At 66.8% G+C, this 25,525-nt stretch carries 26 protein-coding genes and 1 pseudogene; 19 read left to right on the forward strand and 8 right to left on the reverse strand.

Annotated elements, in window-relative coordinates:
• Positions 1-11 precede the first annotated feature (11 nt).
• Entirely contained in the window at positions 12-476 is a 465-nt protein-coding gene (locus QQ25_RS28740; protein ID WP_039325860.1) for a GatB/YqeY domain-containing protein, read from the reverse strand.
• A 20-nt stretch (positions 477-496) separates the two neighbouring features.
• Complete coding sequence (locus QQ25_RS28745; RefSeq protein ID WP_052236159.1) at positions 497-1,174, reverse strand: SIMPL domain-containing protein; 678 nt, start codon at positions 1,172-1,174, stop codon at positions 497-499.
• Positions 1,175-1,224: 50 nt separating this feature from the next.
• On the opposite strand from QQ25_RS28745, the gene QQ25_RS28750 reads away from it, so the two are divergent.
• From QQ25_RS28750 to QQ25_RS28775, 6 genes are all read left to right on the forward strand, one after another.
• Entirely contained in the window at positions 1,225-2,211 is a 987-nt protein-coding gene (locus QQ25_RS28750; protein ID WP_052236128.1) for a DUF7847 domain-containing protein, read from the forward strand.
• Between the two features lies 1 nt (position 2,212).
• Complete coding sequence (locus QQ25_RS28755) at positions 2,213-2,800, forward strand: DUF4129 domain-containing protein (protein ID WP_039382460.1); 588 nt, start codon at positions 2,213-2,215, stop codon at positions 2,798-2,800.
• On the forward strand, positions 2,797-3,924 hold the full coding sequence (locus QQ25_RS28760; RefSeq protein WP_039382462.1) for a DUF4350 domain-containing protein: 1,128 nt from the start codon (positions 2,797-2,799) through the stop codon (positions 3,922-3,924). The genes QQ25_RS28755 and QQ25_RS28760 overlap by 4 nt, the downstream gene beginning before the upstream one ends.
• Complete coding sequence (locus QQ25_RS28765; protein ID WP_039325866.1) at positions 3,921-4,895, forward strand: AAA family ATPase; 975 nt, start codon at positions 3,921-3,923, stop codon at positions 4,893-4,895. The genes QQ25_RS28760 and QQ25_RS28765 overlap by 4 nt, the downstream gene beginning before the upstream one ends.
• The gene (locus tag QQ25_RS28770) at positions 4,895-6,217 is read left to right on the forward strand and encodes a DUF58 domain-containing protein (RefSeq protein ID WP_039382464.1); all 1,323 of its coding nucleotides are present in this window, start codon (positions 4,895-4,897) and stop codon (positions 6,215-6,217) included. The genes QQ25_RS28765 and QQ25_RS28770 overlap by 1 nt, the downstream gene beginning before the upstream one ends.
• Positions 6,218-6,597: 380 nt before the next feature.
• Positions 6,598-7,686 carry a hypothetical protein gene (locus QQ25_RS28775; RefSeq protein WP_039382466.1) on the forward strand — a complete coding sequence of 363 codons (1,089 nt, stop codon included), beginning with the start codon at positions 6,598-6,600 and terminating at the stop codon, positions 7,684-7,686.
• A gap of 224 nt (positions 7,687-7,910) precedes the next feature.
• On the opposite strand, the gene QQ25_RS28780 is transcribed toward QQ25_RS28775, so the two are convergent.
• Both QQ25_RS28780 and QQ25_RS28785 read right to left on the reverse strand, forming a co-directional pair.
• The gene (locus QQ25_RS28780; RefSeq protein ID WP_039382788.1) at positions 7,911-8,981 is read right to left on the reverse strand and encodes a CHAT domain-containing protein; all 1,071 of its coding nucleotides are present in this window, start codon (positions 8,979-8,981) and stop codon (positions 7,911-7,913) included.
• Positions 8,982-9,396: 415 nt separating this feature from the next.
• Entirely contained in the window at positions 9,397-10,389 is a 993-nt protein-coding gene (locus QQ25_RS28785) for a stage II sporulation protein M (protein ID WP_039325871.1), read from the reverse strand.
• A 32-nt stretch (positions 10,390-10,421) separates the two neighbouring features.
• Between QQ25_RS28785 and QQ25_RS28790 the strand changes: the two genes are divergently transcribed.
• Genes QQ25_RS28790 through lfrA form a run of 3 tightly spaced genes read left to right on the forward strand, consistent with a single transcriptional unit; the run spans position 10,422 to position 13,435 of the window.
• Entirely contained in the window at positions 10,422-11,252 is an 831-nt protein-coding gene (locus QQ25_RS28790; protein WP_039325873.1) for an RDD family protein, read from the forward strand.
• A 52-nt stretch (positions 11,253-11,304) separates the two neighbouring features.
• Entirely contained in the window at positions 11,305-11,877 is a 573-nt protein-coding gene (locus QQ25_RS28795; RefSeq protein WP_039325875.1) for a TetR/AcrR family transcriptional regulator, read from the forward strand.
• Between the two features lie 34 nt (positions 11,878-11,911).
• Positions 11,912-13,435 (forward strand): efflux MFS transporter LfrA, encoded by a 1,524-nt coding sequence (lfrA, locus tag QQ25_RS28800; protein WP_039325877.1) that lies wholly within the window; start codon positions 11,912-11,914, stop codon positions 13,433-13,435.
• Between the two features lie 69 nt (positions 13,436-13,504).
• Here the strand turns inward: lfrA and QQ25_RS28805 are convergent, their stop codons facing one another.
• Positions 13,505-13,984 carry an anthrone oxygenase family protein gene (locus QQ25_RS28805; RefSeq protein WP_039382469.1) on the reverse strand — a complete coding sequence of 160 codons (480 nt, stop codon included), beginning with the start codon at positions 13,982-13,984 and terminating at the stop codon, positions 13,505-13,507.
• Between the two features lie 75 nt (positions 13,985-14,059).
• Between QQ25_RS28805 and QQ25_RS28810 the strand changes: the two genes are divergently transcribed.
• The 4 genes from QQ25_RS28810 to QQ25_RS28825 all read left to right on the forward strand — a co-directional run bounded on the left by QQ25_RS28810 (position 14,060) and on the right by QQ25_RS28825 (position 17,285).
• Positions 14,060-14,818 carry a class I SAM-dependent methyltransferase gene (locus tag QQ25_RS28810; RefSeq protein ID WP_039382470.1) on the forward strand — a complete coding sequence of 253 codons (759 nt, stop codon included), beginning with the start codon at positions 14,060-14,062 and terminating at the stop codon, positions 14,816-14,818.
• Between the two features lie 16 nt (positions 14,819-14,834).
• On the forward strand, positions 14,835-15,761 hold the full coding sequence (locus QQ25_RS28815) for an AraC family transcriptional regulator (RefSeq protein ID WP_039382471.1): 927 nt from the start codon (positions 14,835-14,837) through the stop codon (positions 15,759-15,761).
• Between the two features lie 96 nt (positions 15,762-15,857).
• A complete protein-coding gene (locus QQ25_RS28820; protein ID WP_039325885.1) occupies positions 15,858-16,583 on the forward strand; it encodes a PadR family transcriptional regulator in 726 nt (241 codons plus the stop codon).
• Between the two features lie 18 nt (positions 16,584-16,601).
• Positions 16,602-17,285 (forward strand): hypothetical protein, encoded by a 684-nt coding sequence (locus tag QQ25_RS28825; RefSeq protein WP_039382473.1) that lies wholly within the window; start codon positions 16,602-16,604, stop codon positions 17,283-17,285.
• Here QQ25_RS28825 and glpK read toward each other — a convergent pair.
• Positions 17,282-18,796 (reverse strand): glycerol kinase GlpK, encoded by a 1,515-nt coding sequence (gene glpK / locus QQ25_RS28830; protein ID WP_039325890.1) that lies wholly within the window; start codon positions 18,794-18,796, stop codon positions 17,282-17,284. The two genes, QQ25_RS28825 and glpK, sit on opposite strands and share 4 nt — an antisense overlap.
• Positions 18,797-18,846: 50 nt before the next feature.
• Here glpK and QQ25_RS28835 point away from each other — a divergent pair, with 50 nt between their 5' ends.
• Positions 18,847-19,611, forward strand: coding sequence for a class I SAM-dependent methyltransferase (locus QQ25_RS28835; RefSeq protein ID WP_039325892.1), 765 nt, complete (start codon positions 18,847-18,849; stop codon positions 19,609-19,611).
• Positions 19,612-19,617: 6 nt separating this feature from the next.
• Here QQ25_RS28835 and QQ25_RS28840 read toward each other — a convergent pair.
• Positions 19,618-20,607, reverse strand: a pseudogene (locus tag QQ25_RS28840) (MinD/ParA family ATP-binding protein); the annotation flags it as partial.
• Between the two features lie 54 nt (positions 20,608-20,661).
• Positions 20,662-22,470: a type VII secretion AAA-ATPase EccA gene (eccA, locus tag QQ25_RS28845; protein ID WP_039382475.1), complete on the reverse strand. Its 1,809-nt coding sequence runs from the start codon at positions 22,468-22,470 to the stop codon at positions 20,662-20,664.
• A gap of 171 nt (positions 22,471-22,641) precedes the next feature.
• On the opposite strand from eccA, the gene QQ25_RS28850 reads away from it, so the two are divergent.
• The 5 genes from QQ25_RS28850 (at position 22,642) to QQ25_RS28870 (ending at position 25,495) form a co-directional block, all read left to right on the forward strand.
• A complete protein-coding gene (locus tag QQ25_RS28850; RefSeq protein WP_039382478.1) occupies positions 22,642-22,959 on the forward strand; it encodes a hypothetical protein in 318 nt (105 codons plus the stop codon).
• Complete coding sequence (locus QQ25_RS28855; protein WP_039382480.1) at positions 22,956-23,309, forward strand: YbaB/EbfC family nucleoid-associated protein; 354 nt, start codon at positions 22,956-22,958, stop codon at positions 23,307-23,309. Before QQ25_RS28850 ends, QQ25_RS28855 begins: the two co-directional genes overlap by 4 nt.
• Positions 23,310-23,577: 268 nt before the next feature.
• On the forward strand, positions 23,578-23,862 hold the full coding sequence (locus QQ25_RS28860) for a hypothetical protein (protein WP_039382482.1): 285 nt from the start codon (positions 23,578-23,580) through the stop codon (positions 23,860-23,862).
• A 162-nt stretch (positions 23,863-24,024) separates the two neighbouring features.
• On the forward strand, positions 24,025-25,176 hold the full coding sequence (locus QQ25_RS31030; protein WP_157847858.1) for a hypothetical protein: 1,152 nt from the start codon (positions 24,025-24,027) through the stop codon (positions 25,174-25,176).
• A 25-nt stretch (positions 25,177-25,201) separates the two neighbouring features.
• A complete protein-coding gene (locus QQ25_RS28870) occupies positions 25,202-25,495 on the forward strand; it encodes a PE family protein (protein ID WP_039325906.1) in 294 nt (97 codons plus the stop codon).
• Positions 25,496-25,525 lie beyond the last annotated feature (30 nt).

Consider the following 25,525-nt stretch of genomic DNA (forward strand, 5'->3'; position numbering starts at 1 on the left):
GCTGTAGGGCCTTAGAGGCGCGCCTTGACCGCGGCCGACAACCGCGCGCCGTCGGCCTTGCCGGCCGCGATGGCGGTGGCGGCCTTCATCACCTGGCCCATCTGACGCATGCCCGGCCGCTCTCCGATCTGTTCGGCGACCTGAGCGATGGCGGTGTCGGCGACATCGGCGAGTTCGGCGTCGGTCAGCGGGGTGGGCAGGTATTCGTCGATCACGCGGGCTTCGGCGTGCTCGCTGGCCGCCAGTTCTCCCCGGCCGTTCTGGGTGTAGATCTCGGCCGCCTCGCCGCGCTTCTTCGATTCTCGGGCCAGCACCGCGATCACCTCGGCGTCGGACAGTTCCCTGGCCTGCTTGCCCGAGACCTCCTCGCTCTGGATCGCGGCCAACACCATCCGCAGGGTTGCTGTGCGCAATTTGTCCTGCGACTTCATCGCGCTGGTCAGATCCGCACGCAGCTTGTCCTTGAGCTCGGCCATAGCGTCAACCTACGCTGCGGTCAGGGCTGGCCCACATGGAATTTCGCATCGACCGAGGCCGAGACTTCGATATCGGCGGGGGCGAATTCCAGTTGGGGTCCCTCGCCGCGGCCCGCAGGCGCAGCCATTGCCCGCAGCATCCCCGGCCCGGACGGCCCCACCGGGCTGCGCCCCAACATTCCGGCGTCGGCGATCGTCACGGGCCGCACCGGGCCGAGGCCGAGCGCGTCGGAGTAACGCTGGGCACGGGTCACGGCGTCCTGCACGGCGGCGGTGTGCACCTGGCTCACCAGCTCGTCGCGGCGCTTGGCGGTCAGCGCCCATTCGATCCTGGACAGGGAAAAGCCGCCGGTGTCGGTGATGTGAGCACCGACCCACCGCGACAGCGCGGTGAAATCGCTGAATTTGACCTGGATGTCGACGCTGGCGTGGTGCACCAGCGGCAGCTGCTTGCCCTCCTTGTTCCAGGGCCGGTTGGCCCAGGTGCGCACCCGGCCGGTGGACCACCAGGTGACCGGGCCGGAGTCGGGCTTATGCAGCGGTGTGATCGATGACTTCACGGCGTCGAGGTCACCGACGACCCGCTCGTACACCGGCTCGATGGCCGGTCCTTCGTAGCCGAGCGTGGCGTGGACCGTCGCCCGTTCGGGCGGCTGGAAGGCGGAAAAGGATCCACGCACGATGATCTCGGTCGGCATGTCCTCACCGTAGTTGCTGTCCGGCAACCCGGGAGGACAGGATGGGGAGCATGACGAGCGCTCGGCCACACCTTGCTCACTTCTCGGCAGGGACCGTCATCCCGCTTCGTCCGCTGAGCCTGACCGACATCTTCAACGGCGCCGTGGCCTACATCCGCACCAATCCGAAAGCGACGCTGGGCCTGGCCACCGTGGTTGTCCTCGCGTCACAGATCATCACGCTCGCACTGCAGATCGGGCCGCTGTCCGCGCTCGGCGAATTCGACTCCTCGCTGCAGGGTGAGGCTCCGTCGTCGGGGACCATCGCGGTGTTCGCCGGTGGCGTGTTCACCGGCATCGTCATCACGACGCTGGCCTCGCTCCTGCTCAGCGGCATGCTCACCGTGGTGATCGGCCGGTCCGTGTTCGGGGCGGGCATCTCGGTCGGTGAGGCCTGGCGGCGGCTGCGGGGACGGTTGCCCGCGCTGATCGGGCTGACCGCGCTGCAGGCGCTGGCGTTGATCGTCGTCGTTGCCGGTGTCGCGGTGGTGATCGCCGGTGCGGGCTCCCTCGGCGGTGGCGCGGCGGGGTTCGCGGTGGGCGCCCTGCTGGTGCCGCTCGCCCTGCTGGGAGTGCTGTATGTGTCGACGGTCCTGCTGTTCGCGCCTGCGGTGATCGTGCTGGAACAGCTCGGCGTCGTCGCGGCGATCAGGCGCTCATTCACGTTGGTGAGCAAGGGTTTCTGGCGCGTGTTCGGCATCTGGGTGCTGGCCACCATCGTGGCCGCGATAATCGGCTGGGCCGTCGGTGCGCCGTTCAACGTGGCCGGGCAGATCATGTCGATGGTTGCCGAAGGGCCGACGCTGCCTGCACTGATCTTGACCGCCGTCGGCTCCGCGATCGGGCAGATCGTCACCGCACCGTTCAGCGCGGGCGTCGTGGTGCTGCTGTACGCCGATCGCCGGTTCCGGGCGGAGGCGTTCGATCTGATGCTGCAGACCGGCGTAACCGCCCCGGTGGAAACCACCGACCAACTGTGGCTGCCCCGGTACATCTGAGGTGACGAGCATCGACATCGACCGTGACGCGGCGCACGACGCCGCGCAGAACGAATTGGCCAAGCCCATCTATCCCCGGGCTTCACCGACCGATCAGATCGGCGAGTGGCTCAACGATCTGCTGTACCGGATCACCGCCGCCGGGTCCAGGATTCCCGGCGGCTGGTTCACCATCTCGGTGCTGGTGATCCTCGTCGTGGTGGCCGTCGTCGTGGCGGTACGCATCGCGCGTCGCACGATGCGTACCTCCCGGTCCGCGGACCGGGCCCTGTTCGGCAGTGAGGAGCTCAGCGCCGCGCAACACCGTTCGATCGCCGAACAATATGCCGCACAAGGCGATTGGTCGGCCGCGATCCGGCACCGCGTCCGCGCGCTGGCCCGTCAGCTTGAGGAGGCCGGGGTGCTGGCCGCGGTCCCGGGCCGCACCGCCACCGAACTCGCCCGCGACGCCGCCGCGGCGCTGCCCGGCCTTTCGACCGAGCTGTTCAGGGCGGCAACGATATTCAATGACGTGACCTATGGTGAGCAGCCGGGCACCGAGTCCGCCTACCGCACGATCGCCGCTCTGGACGAGGTCCCGACACGATGAGCACCGGTTCGGTCAAGGCTCGCCTGCGCACGGCCCGCTGGGTGCTGCTGACGTTCGCCGTCATCGTCGCGGTGGCGGGCCTGACGGTCTACCTCACCGCGCCGCGCCCGGGCGGGGCGATGGATCCGGAGTCGACGTCACCGGAGGGTACGCACGCGTTGGTCAGCCTGTTGCGCGATCACGGGGTCGAGGTGATCACCGCCGCCGACGTCGCCGAGGTCCAGCGCGCCGCCCGGCCAGGAACCCTGCTGGTGGTGGCGCAGACGATGTTTCTAACCGGCGACGAAACCGTCGACCGGCTGGCCGCCACCCCGGGCGACCTGCTTCTGGTGGGGCCCACCGGACGCACCCGGGAGAAGCTCGCTCCGAAGGTCACCCTCGACACGCCCACGGAGTTCGGCGGTGGCGAGCCGGATTGTGAACTGCCCGAGGCAGACCGGGCCGGCAGGACACAGCTGGGCACCACCGATACCTATACGGCTGCCGGCAGCACGCCGGTGACGCTCTGCTACGGCGGCGCACTGGCCCGTTACCACGACGGGCCGCGCACCGTGACCGTGGTGGGCACGGGCGACTTCATGACGAACTCGCGCCTGCTCAAAGAGGGCAACGCCGCCTTGGCGATGAACCTCGCGGGCGCCGCACCGCGGGTGATCTGGTATGCGCCACAGCATTTCGAGGCCAGCTCGGCCGGCGACGGCAAGTTGGCGGATCTGGTACCGCCGCAGGTCCGGTGGATCGTGCTGCAGCTGTGCCTTGTGGTGGCGCTGCTGGCGTTGGCGCAGGGCCGGCGGCTCGGCCCATTGGTGGCCGAATCGCTGCCGGTCGTGGTCCGCGCGTCGGAAACCGTCGAGGGTCGTGGACGGCTCTACCGCTCGCGCCGGGCCCGTGACCGGGCTGCCGACGCGTTGCGCGCCGCGGCGATCGGCCGGTTGTTGCCGCGGCTCGGTTTGAACGCCGCGGCGCCGCCGCAGGCGGTCGCGGCCGCCGTCGCCGCACGCTGCGGCACCGCCGCGAACGCAGCCGGCCACATCCTGTTCGGCCCGCCCCCGGCCACCGATGCCGACCTCGTCCATCTCGCACACCAACTCGACGACATCGAAAGGCAGGTCGCACACTCGTGACTCAGCCCCACCCGGAGAATGCCGGCCCAGATTCAGCCCGTGAAGCCCTGCTGGCCCTGCGCAACGAGATCGCCAAGGTGGTGGTCGGTCAGGATGCGGTGATCAGCGGTCTGGTGGTGGCGCTGCTGTGCCGCGGGCACGTGCTGCTCGAGGGCGTGCCAGGCGTGGCCAAGACCCTGCTGGTGCGCACGCTGGCGGCGGCCCTGCAGCTGGAGTTCAAACGGGTGCAGTTCACGCCGGACCTGATGCCCGGTGACGTCACGGGTTCCCTGGTGTACGACGCACGGACCGCCGAGTTCGAATTCCGCTCCGGCCCGGTGTTCACCAACCTGCTGTTGGCCGACGAGATCAACCGGACACCGCCGAAAACCCAAGCGGCACTTCTGGAGGCCATGGAGGAGCGTCAGGTCAGCGTCGACGGCACGCCTCGCCCGCTACCCGACCCGTTCATCGTGGCGGCCACCCAGAATCCGATCGAGTACGAGGGCACCTACCAACTTCCCGAGGCCCAGCTGGACCGCTTCCTGCTCAAGCTCACGGTGCCGCTGCCGCCGCGGGATCAGGAGATCACGATCCTGAGCCGGCACGCTCACGGTTTCGACCCGGGCGATCTGTCGGCGGTGCAGCCGGTCGCCGGCGCCGCCGAGCTGGCGGCCGGGCGCGACGCGGTGCGCAAGGTGCTCGCCGGTGACGAGGTGCTGGGCTACATCGTCGACATCGTCGGCGCCACCCGGCATTCCCCGTCACTGCAGCTCGGCGTGTCCCCGCGTGGCGCGACCGCACTGCTGGCCACGTCACGGTCCTGGGCCTGGCTGTCAGGCCGCAATTACGTCACGCCCGATGACGTCAAGGCGATGGCCCGCTCGACGCTGCGCCACCGGGTGGCGCTGCGCCCGGAGGCCGAGTTGGAGGGCGCCACCGCCGACGGGGTGCTGGACGGCATCCTGGCCGCCGTTCCGGTACCGCGCTGATGGTTCTCACCGGCCGCGCCGGTCTGGTGGCACTCGTCTGCGTGCTGCCGATCGCGTTGGCCCCTTGGCCCGCAACGGCTTTCGCGGTGTTGGCGGTGCTATTGGCCGTGGCCGTTGCTGCCGATGTCGCACTGGCCGGGCGGGTCGGCGGGCTTGCGCTGACCCGGAGCGGCGATTCCACGGCACGATTGGGTCAGACCGTCGACGCGGTGCTCACGGTGCACAACACCGGGCGACGCCGGGTGCGCGGCGCGATCCGCGACGCCTGGCCGCCCAGCGCGTCGGCACAACCACGCGCGCATCAAGTGAATATCGCTGCGGGACAGCAGATATCTCTGGCCACCCGGTTGCGCCCGGCGCGTCGAGGTGATCAGCGCTCGGAACTGGTCACGGTGCGCTCGATCGGACCCTTGGGGCTGGCCGGCCGGCAGCATTCGCGGCAGCTGCCCGGACAGCTGCGGGTCCTGCCGCCGTTCCTGTCCCGCAAGCACCTGCCGTCCCGGCTGGCCAGGCTGCGGCAACTGGACGGTGCGATACCGGTGCTGATCCGCGGTCAGGGCACCGAATTCGATTCGCTGCGTGAGTATGTGGTCGGCGACGACGTCCGTTCGATCGACTGGCGGGCCACCGCCCGGCGCGCCGACGTGGTGGTGCGTACCTGGCGTCCGGAACGCGACCGGCGGGTGGTGATCGTGCTCGACACCGGACGCACCTCGGCCGGCCGGGTCGGGGTGGATCCGACCGCATTGGATCCCGGTGGGTGGCCGCGGCTGGACTGGTCGATGGACGCGGCGCTGCTGCTGGCGGCCCTTGCCTCGCGGGCCGGCGATCACGTCGACTTCCTGGCCATCGACCGGGTGACCCGCGCCGGGGTATGGGGCGCCTCGCGCACCGAACTGCTGGCCTCGATCGTCGCGGGGATGGCGCCGTTGCAGCCGGCGCTGGTCGAATCCGATGCCACCGCAATGGTTTCGGCGGTGTTGCGGCGGGTGCGCGGGCGGGCACTGGTGGTGCTGTTGACGGATCTGAATGCCTCGGCCCTCGACGAGGGGTTGATGACTGTGCTGCCGCAACTGTCGGCGCGCCATCAGGTGCTGCTGGCCGCCGTCGCCGACCCGCGGGTGGACCAGCTGGCCGGCGGTCGCTCCGACGCCGCGCAGATCTATGACGCCGCGGCCGCCGAACGCGCCCGCAATGACCGGCGGGCCATCGCGTCGCGGTTACGCGGACATGGTGTCGATGTGGTCGATGCCCGGCCGGAAGACCTGGCGCCGGCCCTGGCCGATCACTACCTGTCGATGAAGGCCGCGGGCAAGCTCTAGTTCCTGGCACGAGCAGACGCGCAGGCCGCCAGATCTGCCGGAACACTGCGACCGAATTAGCTCCGATCTATCGATGACTACCCGCTTCCACCACAGCGCTTTTTGTCGGAGGTTTGATATGGCCCTATGCACCGTCGAATACGTTTCCGACCCGGGTTGATAACCCATGCTCGACCTCCCTGACGCACCGCGGAAGCCTTCCTTGAACAAACCACACATCTGTCGATCAAGACCTGCACCCGCAACGGGATGTAGGTCGGTTATCGGATAATGTGTTCCATTCACGACGGTAAAGGTGCGTCCGCGTTGGTGGCGGACGTGCTCCTCGGAGCATGGGCGGGGTTCGACTCCCCGACGCGCCACGTATGAACGAACCACCAGTGAAGATCGATATTCAGTGGTTCGGCGTCACAAGCGTCGAATCGCTCGCGTGGCACGACACGCAACTGCTGAAGTATTTCAACGTCAGACCGCATCGCGGCCTGATGACGGAGTTCGATGTCGGGACGCAGCATCAGGTTGTCCCGCACTCCCTTACTCCCACAGACGGGTTGCATCGAGTGCTATCGAGAACGGTCTACGGCGGCGCTCATGAACTCGGCAGGCTCCCGTATCTCGTCGAAAACCACCTAGATGGCCATACTCTCCAAATTGTTTCCATAAGGGGCGAGCTGTTCCCAGGAAATGTCCTGGTGCTGACCGTAAAGGGAAGGATCGAGTTTCCTGAGTTTGGCGGCTGGTTCGACAAGATCTACCCCAGCCTGCGAGAACTCCGAACACCGCGATCCTCACACGTCATAGACTCTCTGATCAGGCAGTTCATCGCAGTGGCCATTGGCGGGCGCGACTTCCCCGCTGAGCAAGTCTCGTTTCGCGACTACTTCGTGTTGCAGGTTAATAGCCACCCCTTCTTTGGCGCCCAACCGTCGGAGTCTTTCTATCGCGACTTTGTGGCACTACTGACCGACGCTGTGAGGCCACTGGATTTGGGTAAAGTAGTGGTTGACTCCGTCGCGGAAGAGAATCGGACGCTTAACGAAAAAGCCGAGGCGGAGATGTTGCTCATCAATCGGCAAGGTGGCGTCTACTTCCTTCCCAACGGACCGTATGAAAGCCCAAATCGCCATCGCTTCAAGAAAGTGTCTGGCCTTGCGACGATCGCGCTGTTCACTCGCCAGTTCCTGAGCAACTCTAGCTCCTTCCGTGACCGCCATCCCGGCATGGCTACCTTTGTCGCAGAACGACTTCGGCGATTTATCGATCTTCCTGAGCTAGTGTTTGAAACAAGTTTCGCAAATCACCACACCTGGCAACGACTCTCAGAATCACTCAAACTTCAGCTCCAGCTGGAAGATTGGGATTCGCGGTCTACGCAAGCGGAGGCCACCGTAGCTTCCCAAGCCACTATTGCGCCAGCGCGCTGGTGGGAAATTCGAGATTTCGAACGCGACATGGACACAGATAGATGACAACCACAGCGTGTAGAGGTCGATGGGTTGTCGACCTTCTTCGTCTTCGGCATGAACAGCGCTTGACTACAGGTTTAGGCGAGTTCGTTCAACGACGCCCTCTGGCGCCAAAATCGGCAAGCGCCAAGCCTACAGCCAAGGCGAACGTACAGACGAAATGTTCGTGCCTTAAGGGCATCACGGCGGGGTTGCCAGAGCGGAGGTATATGGCCCCAACCCCACCATCACGCTTCCGGCGGCGGCTGCACGAGGATCATATTCTCGGGTTCAACGTCGCCGGACCAGGCGAGGGTCGGCAGCTCCGCCCCTTGGAGACCCGCAAGTTCGAGCGCCGACTTTCCCAACAAGTGTGCTGAGCGGATGGACTCACCGTTGGCAACCGAAGCGTAGAACCTTGCGGCATACATGATCGCATCGCCATCGTCGATGCTGTCAGCCATTCCGATGGCGAAGGGCACAACTTGGGCAACACGGTCATCGATCTGCGCAGCTGACTTGCATGCGTTCAACACCACCAGCAGCGGAGGGTAGCTAGTTGCCTGTATAGCGCGTTGGAACGCACCTGCCGTGACGACTACACCCTCGTGCCACTCGTCACGCTCCTCCTCAAACTGGATGAACTTCTCGTCACTGTGACCGGAAAAGTGGATCACGTGAGGACGGAACTTAGAGATCCCATCCAACAAGTCAGTCGTCGTAGCGGCAGGACGGACATCGAACTCGATCAAGTCTCGGTGCAGCGCAGACTCTACTGCAGCACGTATTCGCTTCTGTTCGCGTCCGATCCGCAGATCGCCCTCCGGCGACGCACCGAGAACTAGGACTCGTAGCTTCTCGGGCCGCGGAGGTCGCGGCTCGAGGCCACCTGCGTGATTGACAGCCGACTCAATACGACGAATCCGAAAATCCATCACAGAAGTGTCTGCGGCGGCGGCCCGTGCGGTTCGCTGCTGCTCCCGATTCCGTTTGCGCCCAGCGGCCTCAGCCTCCGACTGTTGAGCGCGCGCGAGCTTGGCGATCAATGCTGCCTCTTCTCTCGCGTATCCCGATGCCTTACCGTGCCACTTGGCTGCCTCGTTCCCGGCGGCTGCAGCCTTGCCTTCAAGACGTTCTGCTTCACGCTGCTTGCTGCGAGTCACAGAATCGCTCCTCGTCTTTGCACCTATCTGTCTCGCTTTTGCCGCATCCGCGCGGTACTTGGACTCTTTAGTCCGCTGGTCGCCAGCCTTCTTCTCGGCATTGATGCGCTGTTCTCGCTTCCTCTCGAGATCTCGTTGGTACTGACTTGCGCTCATCCACACACCCATTCGTCCGAATCGTCGCCACGTTCGTCACCCACGCAGGAGGTACCACGGAGACTGACAGATGGCGCCGTCGACTCCAGATTGACACGCGGTGAAATACATAATGGCCGCCGGTAGAGGCCGCCTTGGTAGGTCAGGAAATATCCCAAAATTGAATGGTTGTTAGCACACTGGGCACCTGATCGAAGGGACTTGCATGCCGAGCGCGCGTGCGCAGTGAAACGGAAACTGGCTCGGCACACCCAACTGCACCAGGCGGCGATAGGTCAGCGCGCCCAGATAAACGATGAGCTCGATAGTTCAGCTCGAAATAGATTCGTTCTGGGCAGGCGGGCTGGCTCGAACCGCGCCAATGGATCTCGGGGTACCGACGCGTCTGCCCGCCGGGAAAGTTCGGCGACGTAAATCAGCCCGTCGGCACCACGTCGGGAGCATCTTCCAGGTCCCCGGTCTCCCCGGCCCGGACGGCCTTGCGGCCGAAGTGGAACACATAGCTCAAGAAGGCCAGTTCGGCGACGACACCGATGCCGATCCGCATCCAGGTCGGCAGCGGCGATGGCGTCACCAGCGCCTCGATCAGGCCGGATACCAGCAGTACGACCGCCAGTCCGATCGCCGCCGCGACCACCGCTCGCCCCTGTTCGGCCAGCACCTGCCCGCGCGGCCGGTCGCCGGGGGCGATCACCGTCCAGCCCAACCGCATTCCCACCGCGCCGGCCAGGAACACCGCGGTCAGCTCGAGTAGTCCGTGCGGGGTGAGCAGGCCGAGGAACAGGTCGCCCTTGCCTGCGCCGAACATCAGCCCGGCGTTCACACCGAGGTTCGCCGCGTTCTGGAACAGCACGTACGGGATGGGCAGCCCGAGCAGGATCGCGAAGGCGATGCACTGTGCGGCCACCCAGGAGTTGTTCACCCAGACCTGCAGGGCGAACGATGCGGCCGGGTGCTCGCTGTAGTAGGACTCGAAGTCGTGGTTGACCAATTCGTCGATCTCGCTGGGGGTTCCGATGGCCGCGTGCACTTCGGGGTTGCCCGATATCCACAGCGCCACCGCGACGGCAACCATGAAGAACGCCACCGCCGTCCCCAGCCACCAGCGCCACGACCGGTAGGCCACCACCGGGAAGGACACCGTCCAGAACCGGACGAACTCACGCCACAGCGGGGCATGCGCACCGGTCACCGCGGCGCGCGCCCGCGCCACGAGCCCCGACAACCGCCCGACCAGTACCGAATCCTGGGACGCCGATCGCACCATCGACAGATGCGTGGAGACCCGTTGATAGAGGTCGACGAGCTCGTCGACCTCGGCACCGGACAACCGTCGGCGTCGTTTTACCAACTGCTCCAACCGGTCCCAGGTGGGGCGATGGGCCATCACAAACGCATCGACGTCCACCTGGCAAAGCGTAGTCGGTAGCGTGTGTCGGTATGGTTTGGCAGCCCGCGCCGGTGGTCACCGGGGACGCCGTAGTCCTCGACGTTGCGATCGCCCAATTGCCGGTGCGCACGCTGGCCGCACTGATCGACATCGTGGTGATCGGCATCGCCTACGTGGTGGGTGTGGTGTTGTGGTCGATCACCCTGACCCAGTTCGACGACGCGTTGTCGGCCGCGATCCTGATCATCTTCACGGTGCTGACCCTGGTGGGTTATCCGGTGGTGATGGAGACCGCGACGCGTGGCCGGTCGCTGGGCAAGATGGCGCTGGGTCTGCGGGTGGTGGCCGAGGACGGCGGCCCGGAACGTTTCCGCCAGGCCTTGTTCCGGGGGCTGGCCGGGTTCGTCGAGATCTGGATGCTCACCGGTGGGCCCGCGGTGATCTGCAGTCTGTTGTCGGCCAAGGGCAGGCGGCTCGGTGACATCTTCGCCGGCACGGTGGTGATCAGTGAGCGGGGGCCCAAGCTGAATCCGATTCCGGTCATGCCGCCTGCACTGGCGTGGTGGGCCGCGTCGCTGGAACTGTCCGGGCTGGGCCCCGAGCAGGCGGAATTGGCCAGGCAGTTCCTGGCCCGGTCCGCACAACTCGATCCGCGGATACGCCATGAGATGGGACACCGGATCTTCGATGAGGTGGCCTCGCGCATCTCGCCCCCGCCGCCGCCGGGCGCGCCGGCCGAGTATGTGCTGGCCGCGGTGCTGGCCGAGCGGCACCGTCGCGCGCTCGCCCGCCTGATGCCGCAGGCCCAACCGATGACCTATCCCTCGCCGTACCCGACCTATCCGTCGCCTCCCACCAGCGGATTCACGCCGCCGAGCTAGCGTGTGGGACATCACTGTCCCATTTTGGTCCGCTTATGCTACATTTTGATCCATGACCAACTCGGTATCGACGCACAGCGGGCCGCGGGAGCGCACCCGTAAGGCGATTCTCGATGCCGCGATGACGGTCCTTGCCGACAATCCGTCGGCCTCACTCAGCGATATCGCCACCGCGGCCGATGTCGGCCGCAGCACCGTGCACCGGTACTACCCGGAGCGCACCGAGCTGCTGCGCGCCCTGGCCCGGCACGTGCACGAGCTCAGCAATGCCGCCATCGACCGTGCGGATCCGATGCACGGCCCCGCCGACGCGGCGCTGCGCCGCGTGGTGGAGAGCCAGCTCGACCTGGGTCCGATCGTGCTGTTCGTCTACAGCGAGCCGACGATCCTGGCCGATCGTGAGTTGGCCGCCCACCTGGACACCGGCGACGAGGCAATCGTCGAACTGCTCAACCGAGCCTCGGTCGACAGGCCCGAATATCCCCCAGGATGGGCCCGGCGGGTGTTCTGGGCCCTGCTTGACGCCGGCTACGAAGCCGCCAAGCAGGACGGCACACCGCGCCACCAAATCGTCGACGCCATCATGACCAGCCTGACCGCGGGCACCATTCACCTGCGCGGCTGACCCAAACTCTTTTCAAGTACTTGGAGCCAACCCCATGTCCATCCGTCTCGAAGGCAGCCCCTCGGTGGCCTCAACCCCCAAGCGCTCGTGGGTAGCGCTGGCCGTATTGATGTTGCCGGTGCTGCTGATCGCCATCGACAACACCGTCCTGGCCTTCGCATTGCCTGCGATCGCCGAGGACTTCCGCCCCGCGGCGTCCACTCAGCTCTGGATCGTCGACGTCTACTCACTGGTCCTGGCCGCACTGCTGGTCGCGATGGGCGGGCTGGGTGACCGGTTCGGCCGACGCCGCCTTCTGCTCATCGGCGCCACGGGCTTCGCGATCGTCTCGGTTGCCGCGGCTTTCGCGCCGAGCGCGGCCTATCTGGTCGTCGCCCGCGCGGCGCTCGGCGTGTTCGGCGCGATGCTGATGCCCTCGACGCTGTCGCTGATCCGCAACATCTTCACCGAGGCGTCGTCGCGCCGGCTCGCGATCGCCATCTGGGCATCGTGCTTTACCGCGGGCTCGACGCTTGGCCCGATCGTCGGCGGCGCATTGCTGCAGCATTTCCATTGGGGCTCGGTGTTTCTCGTGGCGGTGCCGATCCTGCTGCCCCTGCTGGTGCTGGGGCCGCGGCTGGTGCCGGAATCACGTGACCCGAATCCGGGTCCGCTGGATCTGCTGAGCGTGGCGCTGTCGTTCACCGCGATGCTTCCGTTCGTGTGGGCCATCAAGACCGCTGCCCATGACGGCTTGTCCGGCAGTGTCGTCGCGGCATTCGCGATCGGCGTCGCCGCGGGCGTGCTGTTCGTGCGGCGGCAGAACCGCAGTGCCACACCGATGCTCGACATGGGGCTGTTCTCCTACGCGCCGTTCAGCGCGTCGATCCTGGCGAACTTCCTGTCGATCGTGGGCCTGATCGGGTTCATCTTCTTCATTTCGCAGCACCTGCAGTTGGTGCTCGGCCTGTCACCACTGGCAGCCGGTCTGGTGACACTGCCGGGTGCGGTGGTGTCGATGATCGCCGGTCTGGCGGTGGTCAGGGCCGCCAAGCGGTTCGCACCCGACCGCCTCATGGTCTTCGGCCTGGTGTTCGTCGCGGCCGGGTTCGCGCTCATCCTGCTGTTCCGCCACGACCTCTCGGTGGCTGCGGTGATCGCGTCGTTCGTGGTGCTGGAGCTGGGTGTCGGCGTGTCGCAGACGGTGTCCAACGACACCATCGTGGCATCGGTGCCCGCGGCGAAAGCCGGTGCGGCGTCCGCGGTCTCGGAGACCGCGTACGAGCTGGGCGCGGTGGTGGGCACCGCGACGCTCGGCACGATCTTCACCGCGTTCTACCGCAACAACATCCAGGTGCCTGCCGGGCTGACCTCGACGCAGGCCGGTGATGCCGCCGAGAGCATCGGCGGGGCGGTGTCGGTGGCCGCCGAGCTGCCCGCCAAGACCGCTGACGTGCTGATGGATTCGGCGCGCCTGGCGTTCGATTCCGGCATCGCGCCGACGGCGATCATCGCGGCGACGCTGGCGCTGACGGCGGCTGGGATCGTGGCGGCGGCGTTCCGCAGCCAGCGGAGTTGAGGCCCATTGGCCAGTGGTGACACGTGATCCGCGAATATCCGTGCCACAACTGGCCACTCGGCGAGTCGCTCAGCGCTGAGCCAGCCCGACCAACATCAGCACTGCACCGACGAACCCGGTGACCGTGCGGACATGGTTCCACGCCGTCCAGGTGGTGAAGTAGGCCTGCCATTCGGCCACGGCGTCGGCGGGATCGGCACGGTCCAGGCGATTGTTGAGCGGGACGTTGAACACCATGGTGACCACGAAGCCGAGCACCCCGAAGACCGCCCCGGCCAACAGCACCCAGCTGCCCGGCTGGCCGATCCGGGTCAGCGCGACGATCCCGACAGCAAGTGCCAACAGGGCAGATCCGATGAAGAACAGCAGGAACGGCGCGTTGTTGTTGGCTTCGGTGTTCATGCCGCGCATCGCCGTGAAGGCCTCCGCCGGCCCGGTGCGGTCGAGGCCGCGCATTACGAATGTCGAGAACGCGTAGAAGAGGCCGCCCATCGCCGCGCTGGCAAGAGCGGCGGCTGCGGTGAGGACGACGACGGGGCTCAGGTTCATACGAACAGCGAACCGCCGATCGGCCGGACGTTCCATCGCTGACAGTCCTGTTTTCATACGTGGGAGTCTTGATAGATGACGCGTGATTTCGACGCCCTGGTGGCCGAGGCCGAGTCGGCACCCGTCGAGGGTTGGGACTTCTCCTGGTTGCAGGGCCGGGCCACCGAAGCGCGGCCGTCGTGGGGATACGGGCGCTTGATGAGGGACCGGCTTGCCCAGGCGACGGCAGCCCTGGACATCCAGACCGGCGGTGGTGAGGTGCTGGCCGGTGCCACCCAGTTGCCGCCCACGATGGCCGCGACCGAGTCGTGGCCCCCGAACGTGGCCGCAGCGACCAGACTGCTCAGCCCCCGCGGTGTGGTCGTGGTCGCGACCGGCGAGGAGCCGCCGCTGCCGTTCGCCGACGCGGCTTTCGATTTGGTGATCAGCCGGCATCCGACCACGGTGTGGTGGGACGAGATCGCCCGGGTGTTGACCCCGGGCGGCTCCTATCTGGCCCAACATGTCGGCCCGGCAAGCGTTTTCGAGTTGACCGAGTTCTTTCTCGGACCACAGCCGGAGGCCCGCAGGGCGCGCGATCCCGAAATCGAGTCGGCCGCGGCACGGGCCGCGGGCCTCGACGTCGTCGACCTGCGCGCTGAACGCCTGCCGATGAAGTTCTTCGACATCGGCGCGGTGGTGTACTTCCTGCGCAAGGTCATCTGGATCGTGCCCGGCTTCACGGTTGACGGCTATCGCGACCGACTCGCGGCACTACACGGGCGAATCGAGGCCGACGGCCCCTTCGTCGCGCACTCGTCGCGGCACCTGATCGAGGCGCGCAAGCCGGGTTGAGCGTTAATCTACGGTTGTGGACGCCCTGGTCGGCCTGCTCGACGGGGTACGCGCGCGGGGCGCGTTCGTGTTGCGGCTGCGCATGGACCCGCCCTGGTCTCTTGCCATCCGCGACGAAGCACCGTTGGCGCTGATCTGTCAGACCCGCGGTGACGCCGTGATCGTCGGCGATCACAGCGGCACATTCCGGTTGGCCGCGGGCGACGTCGCGTTGACCCGTGGCACCGAAAACTACGTCTTCGCAGACGATCCGGGCACCCTGCCGAGTGTCGTCATCCACCCCGGGCAGCGTTGCACGACGTTGTCCGGTGAGGATCTGCATTTCGAGATGTCACTGGGCCTGCGCAGTTGGGGCAACAGCGCAGCCGGATCATCGGAGTCCATCGTCTGCGCCTACGAGGGCCGCAGTGAGGTCAGCGCCCGCCTGCTCGACGCGCTGCCCGCGGTGCTCGTGCTGCGGGCGGACGAGTGGGACACCCCGCTGATCGATCTGCTGTCCAGCGAGGCCGGCCGCGACGGCCCCGGGCAGGAGGCCTACCTCGACCGCCTGCTCGACCTGCTGCTGATCGGGGTGTTGCGCACGTGGTTCGACCGGGCCGGCAATGCCCCGTCGTGGTGGCAGGCCGAACGGGACCCTGTCGTCGGACCGGCCCTGAAACTCATCTACAACAATCCGGCCCACTCCTGGACGGTGGCCAATCTCGCTGCAGCCGTGGGATGTTCGCGTGCGGTGTTCGCCCGGAGGTTCACCGATCAGGTGGGCGAACCGCCGATCGCGTTCCTCACCGGCTGGCGGCTGGCGCTGGCCGCCGACCTGCTGCGGGGCAGCGAAGCCACGATCGCCGCCGTGGCCCGGCAGGTCGGCTACTCGACGCCGTTTGCGTTGAGCAGCGCGTTCAAGCGCGCGTATGGCCTCAGCCCGAATGAACACCGGGCAGTGTGACGACTCCACTCTCGACAACCGATAGATCCCGATATATCGTTGACGCATCGGAAGCGCTAAGGAGCGCTCCTCAACGACAACGAAGGATCCACTCCCATGACCAACCCATTCACTCCACAATCAGGCGGCTTCGGATTCGTCCCCCTCGGACGCGAAGAGGCCCGCATCATGTTCCGGCAGGCCCGCGCCGCTCGCCGTGACCTCCGCGAGCAGATGCGCGCGCAAGCCGAGGCCGTTCGCGACCAGGGCGTCGACGCCACCTGCCAGACCGGATTCGGCTTCGACGGGCGCGGCGGACGAGGACTCGGCTTCGGGTTCGGGCCCGGCCCGCTCGGCGGCCCCCTCGGCGGACCGTTCGGCGGGCACCGCGGCCGCGGCGGACGACGCGGCCGGCGCGGCGATGTCCGCGCCGCCATCCTGACCCTGCTGACCGAACGGCCCATGCACGGCTACGAGATGACGCAGGAGATCGCGGCCCGCAGCAACAACCTGTGGAAGCCAAGCCCCGGCTCGGTGTACCCGACGCTGCAATTGCTGGTCGACGAAGGACTGATCGTCCCGACCGAATCCGAGGGCAGCAAGAAAACCTTCGAGCTGACCGAAGAGGGCCGGCAGGCCGCGGCCCAGATCGAGACCCCGCCGTGGGCCCAGATCGCCGACGATGCCGATCCCGGTGCCGTCAACCTGCATTCGGCCGTCACCCAGCTGATGGCCGCCGTCGGCCAGTCGGCCTTTGCCGGCGGCGAGGACCAGCGGCAACGCATCCTCGACGTCGTCAACAACGCCCGCCGCGAGATCTACCAGATCCTCGGCGAGGAGTAGAGCCCGTAGGCTGCCCTCGTGGGCAGCCTCGTCACAACCATCGCGCCGGCCGTCGTCGCAGTCCTGACCGCGGCCGGCGCGGTCATCGGACTCCAATTCCGCGATGTCGACGCCTTCGAGCGCCGGCGCAACATCTGGCAGTGGCTTCTGGTCCTGCTCGCCGCGGCGGCGACCTTGGGTGCGATCGGCTCGGCATCCGGCGTGGGGAGCCTCATCGAGGCCACCATCATGGCGGTGGTCGGGGTGGCCGCCGTCATCGTCGCGCATGTGCTGTGGCGGCGGCGCGTTCCCGATGCCGAACCCCGCAACGTTGCGATCGCGACGGCCGCGGCGGCCTGCGCGGTCCTGGTCATCGTCGGCACCACGGCGCTGACCTACACCGGGAACAAGGGCTGCCGTCAGGTCGATCCGCTGGTGCAGACCAGTCGCGCGAGTTCAGGCGCGCTCATGCCGTCCATGGAAGCCAATCAGGGACCGACCGTCGGCGACTTCACCGACTGGGCCAAGATCATCCGCGAGCAGGCCGATCAGGTGACCGACGGCGAAGTCGCCCAGCACGCGCACCGCCTGGGTGAGCTGGCCGGACAGATCACCGATTCCGTCCGGAACAACGACAAGGCCCAGCACGCGTTGCTCGGCAAGCAGTACTACGACGAGCTCGGTTCGATCCTGAGGACGTGCCAGATCCAGGTGACTCGCTAGATCTCCACCCAGTCCAGGGTGCGCGAAACAGCTTTGCGCCACCCGGCGTAACCGGCGGAACGCTGCGCGTCGTCCCACTGCGCGCTCCACCGCCGGCCCTCCTGCCAATTGGCCCGCAGGTCATCGGCGCCGTCCCAGAAGCCCACCGCGAGCCCGGCCGCATACGCCGCGCCCAGCGCAGTCGTCTCGGCCACCACGGGCTTGACCACGTCGACCCCGAGTACGTCGGCCTGGATCTGCATGCAGAGCGCGTTGGCGGTGATTCCGCCATCGACTTTCAGAACCTCAAGGTGCACACCGGAATCGGCTTCCATGGCCTCCACCACGTCGCGGCTCTGGTAGCAGATCGCCTCCAGGGTGGCCCGCGCCAGGTGGGCGTTGGTGTTGAAGCGGGACAGCCCGACGATCACGCCTCGGGCGTCGGAGCGCCAGTACGGTGCGAACAAGCCCGAGAACGCCGGCACGAAGTAGACGCCGCCGTTGTCGGCGACCTGTCTGGCCAGCGCCTCGCTCTGCGCCGCCCCGCTGATGATGCCGAGCTGATCGCGCAGCCACTGCACGGCTGACCCGGTCACCGCAATCGAACCCTCAAGGGCATAAACGGGTTTCGAGTCACCGAACTGGTAGCACACCGTGGTGAGCAGTCCGTTTTCCGAACGCACGATCTTCTCGCCCGTGTTGAGCAGCAGGAAATTGCCTGTTCCGTAAGTGTTTTTGGCCTCGCCCGGTTCCAGGCACACCTGGCCCACCATGGCGGCCTGCTGGTCGCCCAGGATCCCCGTCACCGGCACCTGCCCGGCCAGGGGGCCGTTGTCCCGGGTGATCCCGAACGAGGCCGGGTACGACGACGGCTTGATCTCGGGCATCATCTGGCGCGGAATGGAGAAGAACGACAACAGTTCGTCGTCCCAGTCCAGCGTCTCCAGGTTCATCAACATGGTGCGGCTGGCGTTGGTGACGTCGGTGACGTGCACGCCGCCGCGGTAGCCACCGGTGAGGTTCCAGGTCACCCACGTGTCGGCCGTGCCGAAGATCGCGTCGCCGTTCTCCGCGTCGCGCCGCACCCCCTCGACGTTGTCGAGGATCCACTGAATCTTGCCGCCGGAGAAGTACGTCGCGGGCGGCAACCCGGCCTTGCGCCGGATCACGTCACCGCGGCCGTCGCGGTCCAGCGCGGCGGCGATGCGGTCGGTGCGGGTGTCCTGCCAGACGATGGCGTTGTGGTACGGCCGGCCGGTGTGGCGGTTCCAGACCAGCGTGGTCTCCCGCTGGTTGGTGATGCCCAGTGCGGCAAGGTCGTCGGACACCAGGTTGGTCTTGTTCAGCGCGGTCATGATCGCCGCGGCGGTGCGCTCCCAGATCTCGACCGGGTTGTGTTCCACCCACCCCGCCTGGGGCAGGATCTGCTGGTGCTCGAGCTGATGGCGGCCCACCTCGGCACCGGCATGGTCGAAGATCATGCACCGAGTGCTGGTGGTGCCCTGGTCGATCGCAGCTACGAAGTCGGCCACTGTGTCCCTTTCCCGGGTCGCTGTCGCTTCCGCCCTCCGAAACGTCCATCATGGCTTACATGGCTGCCGACCCCCCAGATATCGACCGGATGCCACGGGGCGGATTCCGCGCCTCGTGTTTGGACCGGCTGCTGGAGACCGACCGGTTGGAGTACCTCGACCGCGACGACGTCAGTGTTTCGGTCAAGCGTCAGGTGATCGGGGCGCTGGACTGGACCGGCCGGTTCTTCAAGAACCATCAGCGCTTTGCCGCGATCGCGCTCGACCTGGTCGCCGATGTGCCCGATCCGCGAATCCTGGAGTTGGGTGCGGGGCACGGCGGGGTGTCGCGTCAACTGCTGGCCGATCACCCGTCGGCGCGGGTCACCGTCACCGACGTCGACGCGGAATCGGTGGCCCGCATCGCCGCGAGCGATCTCGGTAGCCATCCCCGGGCCGAGGTCCGCCAGATGGACGCCACGGCGATCGACGCCGCCGACGGCAGTTACGACCTGGTGTTGTTCGCGCTCTCGTTCCACCACCTGCACCCGGCGCAGGCCGCGCGCGTCTTCGCCGAGGGCACTCGGGTCGCCGACACCCTGCTGATCATCGACCTCCCCCGGCCGCCGGCTCCACTGCACCTGCTGCGCCTGGCGACGATGCTCCCGGCGGCCGTGCTGCTTCCGTTCGCGCACGACGGCGTCATCAGCTCACTGCGCAGCTACAGCCCCTCGGCCCTGCGCAGCCTGGCCCGTCACGCCGACCCGGCGATCGAGCTCACGCTGCGCAGCGGACTGAACCTGCCCCAGATCGTCATCGCCAGGCGCCCAAGGTGAATCGCGTCAGGCGCGTCGTTTGACCTGAGGCGCCACCGAGAAGAGATCGGCGACGGTGGAGGCCAGCTCGAGGAAGGACTGCCGGGTGGCCCGGCTGAGGAAGCCGAGGTCCACCTCGGCACCTTCGGCGAGGTGATCGTCGAACGGGATCACGTGCAGGGCGCGAACCCTGGGCAGGAAGTGATTCGACAGCTGCGCCATGTCGAGCCCCAGTGCGCCGGGCCGCGACGCGCTGACCACGACGATCGCTTTCGGCACAAGATGTGAATAACCATGGCGCTCAAGCCAATCCAGGGTCGCCAAAGCACTACGCGCGGAATCGATGGCAGGCGATGCGACGATCACGATCGCATCCGCGGCATCGAGCACGCCCGCCATCGCCGAGTGCACCAGCCCGGTGCCGCAGTCGGTCAGGATGATGTTGTAGAAGCGCTGCAGCACGCTCAGCACACCGCGATAGTCGTACTCCGAGAAGGCCTCCGAGGTGGCCGGGTCCCGCTCGGACGCCAGAATCTCCAGGCGGCTGGTGCTTTGGGAGGTATGGCGGCGGATGTCGGAGTAGCGCGAGATGCTGTCGTCGAGAAGCACGTCGCGCACGGTGGAATTGCATTCATTGGGCCCGCGCTGGGCCAGCGTGCCGAAGTCGGGGTTGGCGTCCACCGCGATCACCCGGTCGCCACGGGTGGCCGCCAGCGTGGCACCCAACCCGACGGTGGTGGTGGTCTTGCCCACGCCGCCCTTCTGCGACAGCAGGGCGATGTTGAACGGACCGCCGACCACCGGCTGGTTGACCCGGTCAATGAGTGCCTTCTGGCTGGATTCCTGCTCCGAGACACCGGGGTTCAACCCCGTGGCCCGGTACACGGCCTTGCGCCACCCCGATTTCGGCGTGGGCGCGGTACGGACCAGACCGAGATCGCCGTTGGTCGGCACCACCGGCGGACGTTGGCCCGGCATTCCCTCGGGCTTCATGGAGGTGAACGGAGTTGGCTCCGGCGGTCCCAGCGTGAGCCGCTCGTCATCGCTGTCGGTCATGGCTGCGTCCTCCCGTCAACTCGATGCCGTCATGCCGAGCACCTGTTTGAGTGCCGCCCGCATATCGGCCAATTCGATCCTCATCAACTGCGTCTCGTCGAGTTCCGACAAGTTCGTACCGTGGATCTCGCTGAGCCGGTACTCGCGTTCCTCCTCGGCGGCCTCGATCACGTTGCGCACGAATCGGCCGTTGCCGGCCAGGTCGATGCCGGGCCGCAGCTGCCCCGTCGCATCGAGTGCTTCGCTCTGGCAGAGCGTGACGCATGAGCTGACGAGTTCGTCGTAGGCGGCCTCCGACAGTTCGGAATCCCTGTTGCGTGCGACCAGCTTTCCGATGTCCCCGAGTTCATGGGGACCGTAGGAACCGAAGCGGATCCGTTTGGTGAACCGCGACGCCAGACCGTCGTTGGAGGCCAGGAAGCGATCGATCTCTGCGTCGTAACCGGCGATGATCACCACGAGACGGTCGCGGTCGTTCTCCATGCGGGCCAGCAGCGTGTCGACCGCCTCCCGGCCGAACGCGTCGCCGCCGGACAGCCCGGTCTGGATCAACGTGTAGGCCTCGTCGATGAACAGCACGCCGTCCATCGCCGAGTCGATGAGTGCGGTGGTCTTGATCGCGGTACTGCCGAGATGCTGACCGACGAAGTCGTGCCGCTTGGCCTCCACGATGTTGGGTGTCCGCAGCAACCCGAGCCCGCAGTAGGTCTGCGCCACCACCCGGGCGATCGTGGTCTTGCCGGTTCCCGGCGGTCCGGTGAACGCCAGGTGCAGACTGCGTGCCGCCGAGCTGAGCCCCTTGTCCCCGCGCACCTTTGCCAGCATCGCCGCCGATTTCAGTTTCGCGACTTGGAGTTTGACCTCCGACAAGCCGATCTGCCGGTCCAGTTCCTCCTGCGCTGCCCGCAGGTATTCGTTGCCACGCTCCGACAGGTCGTCGGCCATGAGGTCTTCTGCCGATGGCACGCTGGTCGGGTCCCAGCGGTCGGAGCGCGAGTCGATGATCTCCTTCGAGGTGATCACGAGGCGGTACTTCGGGTCGGCCAGGGCGGCGGCGTTGGCCTCGAATCCGGGGTCCTCGCTGTAGATCCGTTCGAAGATCACCCTGGCGTCCTGCTCTTCGCCCATCTCGCGCAGCGTCAGGCCCTTGCAGAACTCCGCTGCCCGCCGCGCTCCGGGAACGGGGCCCTCGATCGCCCGGTCCAGCCGCCGGATGCCCTCCCCGAACAGTCCCATCTGCGCGCACGCCGAACCGACCATCAGATCGGCGCCGGCGCTGATGTAGCTGTCGGTGAACGATCCCGAACTGCTCAGCGCGGTCAGGACGTCGGGCCAGCGCTGGGTGGTGAAGTGCAGCACTCCACGGACATACGCACGGATCTCGCCGGTGTCGCCCTCGGAGGGGGTGGTCGTCTGGTCAAGTTTGTCGAGCACCTGTTCGGCCTCGTCGAAATCCTTGGCGGCGATCATGCTGGCCGCGTAGGCAAGCCACATCTCGGTCTTGGTGCTCAACGGGTAGTCGAGGTACAGACCGGTCTGGAAACGTCCGCTCAGCGCGCGTTGCGGCAGGCCGAGTCGGCGCTGCTCGCGGAACAACGAGAGTGTGCTGGTGCGGTACAGGTGGTAGACGACCTCGGGACTGGTGTCACCGGTGGCCGCGCGCCCCAACCACGCATCGCACATGTCAGGGTCGTATTCGGTGGCCCGACGGAACGCCAGCGCCGCGTACTGCAGGTCGCGCTCGGTTTCCAACCCGTCGATGGGGATGCCGAGCGACAGCACTCCGGCATCGAAAACCCGCTGCGCATCGGTGGATCCACTCATCGGAGGTGACACATCTCCTCACTGCACGGTCAGCCGCGATTCACGCGCCATCTCACCATTACGTCCCGCTTGAGCGCCGAACGGACGCCCGCGAGTGTACTAAGTTTGGCGGTCGGGGCACCTTGGTGCCGAAGAAAACAGTGCCGCAGCTCGGGTTCGAGGGAGGCCAGGATGGCACAACCGGTGCAGTCGGCCGGCGGAACGATTTCGGTGCACACCACCGAACGCGGTCTGCCCGTCGCGCTACGCCTCGACCCGGTCGAGTTGAAGAAACCGCCCGGCCAACTGGCCGACGAGATCCTGGCGCTGTGCCGCTTGTCGGCGGCCCGCGCCCAGGTCGAGCGCAGGCGCGAGCTGACCGAAAAGGGTTACAGCACATCGGTCATCGAACCGCTGAAGCTGGCGACCGAGGATGAACTGGCCCGCGCCGAGGATGAGGTCCTCGGCGAGGAGGACGAACTCCCGCCCACCTGGGGCAGGTCGGTATGAGCGGGCTTGCCGACTCCCTGATCGGACGCATCCGCAAGCAGCGTGACCTGGTGCAGGCCATGGATGAGCACTGCCAATCGATTTCGGCGCGCGTCACCAGCCGGGACGGGAACGTCAGTGCCGAGGTCGACGGGATGGGCGCCATGACCGGGCTGTGGCTCGGGCCCGCCGCACACAAGCTGGGCGCCGACGCACTGGCCAAGCTGATCGTCGAAACCGCTGGTGCCGCCGCGCAGGTGGCGACGGCGCGCCAGCAGTTTCTGTCCCAGGAATTCGCGCAGCGGATGCAGGAACTGCAGGAGGCTCCGTTGACCCGTTGGGACGGGAGCGCGTTCGAACCCGAGCGTTAGCGCCGCCGCTGGGCAAACCGCGCGTGCTGAGCCGGCCGCGACCCACCCGTTATCCCCTGAGCTGCGAAGCCGTCCCCGACGTGGCCGGACAATTCATACGGGAATCGGTATTCCAGCAATTTTTTGCCGGCACGCTAATTACCAATACGAACGATCTACACGCATTATTTGCAGAAAATTCAGTTAGCTGCGGTCGGTCGGCACGGCTATAGTTTGTGGGTCTCGTGCCCACACAACCCCAGCTTCCAGCCGGAAAGGTATTAGCACGATGAGCGACATTTTCGCCGCCCAACCTTCGGGGATGGCCACCTTTTCCGCCGCGAACGAGGCTGCCGCATCGGCGATAACCGCAGCCGGGTCCGCCGACTCAGCAGCGATGCTCATGTCAGCGGCGGCCGCACTCGGGCCCATCGGCGCTGTCTATCTGGCGGCATTCGGCCCAGCTCAGGCCAATAATTTGGCCGGCACGCTGCTGGTCGGCGGAGTACACGCCGCTACCGGCGCCGCCACCGAATTGTCCCGGTCGGCCGTCCTGTCCAACGAAGACGCCTAGGCGCGACGCGCTATGCCGACAGTTTTGCCTCCCCAGCCGGTAACTCCGGTCGGTCAGCTAGCTCAGCAGGTTCCCGGCTACGACGCCACCCCGGTTATCGCTGCTCAAGAACAGAACCTGCAAGATTTTCTGAATTTGCCGGTCCGACAAATTCTCGATCGGTTGGGTTTGCCACCAATCGGAGATCAAAAGCCTCCGGAGGAAGCGCCGCCGGAGGAACAACCCCAGGAACAGCCCCCCGCCAATCCGATGGATCCGAGCGCGTTGATCAGCCCGGTCACCGACGCGCTGAGCACTTTGGGCAGCGGATTGTTCGAGGGCGTCGATCCCACGACCATGCTGCAGTCGATCTCCACGATGTTCGGCTCCACCGGCGGCTCGATGCAGAAGTCGGTCAGTTCGGCCGGCGACGCGTGGGAGGGCGCTTCGGGCACCGCCGCGGCCGCCAAGACCACCGCCGCCATTTCCGACGGGCAGGAGGTGGCTGCGCAGTCCGATGCGCTGAGCACGAGTTTGAACGCGGCCGCCGCCAACGTCGGCCAGGCCCGGGTCCGGCTGATCGCGATCATCACCGAGTTCGCCGCCACGATCGCGGCGATCGGCCCCATGATCATCTTCCCGTGGGGCTGGGCAGCGGCAATTGCGGCCGCCAACAAGGCAATCGCCACCACCGCCGAAGTGATGACCGAACTGCAGAGTTCCCTGGCCACCCAGGCCGCGCAGGTCACGACGGCAGGCGCGCCGGTCGGGGTCACCTCCGCTCCCGAGGCCTCGTCGCTGGCCGGCCTGGCGTCGCCCCTGATGTCGATGGCGACCAAAGGCGCCGAGGCCGGGGTGCAAGCCGGCACAGGCGCGGCGTCCGCGGCCAGTCAGTCCGCCGCCAATCCCGCCATCGATCCTGCCGTCGATCCCCTCGCATCGGACCCGGCCGCGGCCGGGGGTGGCGCAGCGCTGGCAGGAGCCGGGAAGGGCGGTGGTGGCGGAGGCGGTATCGGGGGCGGCGGAACGCTGGCCGCCCGCTCGCTACCGATGTCTTCGATGCTCCAAGCCGAAACTGCCGGCGCCCCAGCACAATCGGCTGCACCAAGGGTGGGCGGTGTGGGCTCGCCCGGCATGATGGGCGGCGCACCGATGGGAGCGATGGGCGCCGGGCAGGGCGCCAACGCCTCGTCGAGCAACAACCACACGTCGGCGTCGTTCCTTCACACCACCGATCAAGGCAGCGAGATCGTCGGCGATCTCGGCACCGCGGCCCCTCCGGTCCTCGGAGAGGCCGACCCGTATCAGACCCCGGACGTCGAACTCCGGATCTAGCCAACCCGCGATAAGGAGAAGTGTTATGGCCGACAGCGCCGGCATGTCCATCCAGCCCGCAGAAGTCCAGGAGATCAGCCGTGAACTGGACGAGCTCGCCAACCGCGTACAGCGAGTGATGGCCGACGAGGCCCCCAACCTGACCGTCACCGCGTCGGGCCGCGATGAGGTATCGCAGCGAATCGCCCAGACGCTCAACGAGGTTCACACCTCGTTCGGTACCTCCACCGATCAGGGCATGGCCGAGGTGCACGAAGTGGCGGCGACGCTGCGCGGCCATTCGTCCAACATCGCGGCCTCCGAGGACTTCGCCGTCTGACCAGACACATCATCATCTGAGTTCTGTCGA

Source organism: Mycolicibacterium setense (genome assembly GCF_000805385.1).
GTDB lineage: Bacteria > Actinomycetota > Actinomycetes > Mycobacteriales > Mycobacteriaceae > Mycobacterium > Mycobacterium setense.